The organism is Rhizobium sp. CF142 (assembly GCF_000281145.1).
Classification (GTDB): Bacteria; Pseudomonadota; Alphaproteobacteria; order Rhizobiales; family Rhizobiaceae; genus Rhizobium.
In genome coordinates, this window is sequence record NZ_AJWE01000076.1 from 1 (window position 1) to 665 (window position 665).

Genomic DNA, 665 nt, shown 5'->3' on the forward strand with positions numbered 1-665 from the left:
GGCGCCGCCGAAGGGATGGGTGCGCGCACTACGCGACGCGCTCGGGATGACGGGCGCGCAGCTCGGTACACGCATTGGCGTGCGACCTCAAACCGTAGAAGCCATAGAGAAGTCGGAAGCCGCAGGCACGATCCAACTTAACACCTTACGTCGCGCAGCTGAGGCGCTGGATTGCACCCTCGTCTACGCCCTCGTTCCCAACAGTTCGCTTGAGACTGTCATTGAGGCGCGCGCGCGGAAAATCGCAACACGCGAGCTTCAGCGCGTCGCGCATACGATGCGGCTCGAAGCTCAAGGCACGGACGAGGCGGACTTCGAATCCCGCGTCCAGGCATACATCCGCGATAGACTCTCCGAGCGCGACCTCTGGAACGAGACATGACGGACCTGTTTAAGGAGCCTGAGGACGCAACACCCCTTGAACCGCAAGAGCGAGAGGGACTGCTTCAGACATGGATCACGCACCGCCGTGATCTCAACGAGGCGGAGCAGGAAAACATCGTCGAGGGTGCGGCCTGGGCGCGCGGTCGCCGGCGCGTATCGCTTGAGCGAATGCTCAGCGAGGACTTCATGCGAACACTGCACAAGCGGATGTTTGGCGACGTCTGGGAATGGGCCGGCACCTTCCGAACGACGGAGCGCAACATCGGCGTCCAAGCCTACCG

Annotated in this window: 2 protein-coding genes; both read left to right on the top strand. The window is 62.7% G+C overall.

Annotated elements, in window-relative coordinates; translation table 11 throughout:
• Positions 1–382, top strand: a 382-nt coding sequence (locus PMI11_RS15655; protein WP_007818646.1) for a mobile mystery protein A, incomplete at its 5' end; no start/stop codon positions are given.
• Positions 379–665, top strand: a 287-nt coding sequence (locus PMI11_RS15660; protein ID WP_007818647.1) for a mobile mystery protein B, incomplete at its 3' end; no start/stop codon positions are given. The genes PMI11_RS15655 and PMI11_RS15660, both read left to right, overlap by 4 nt.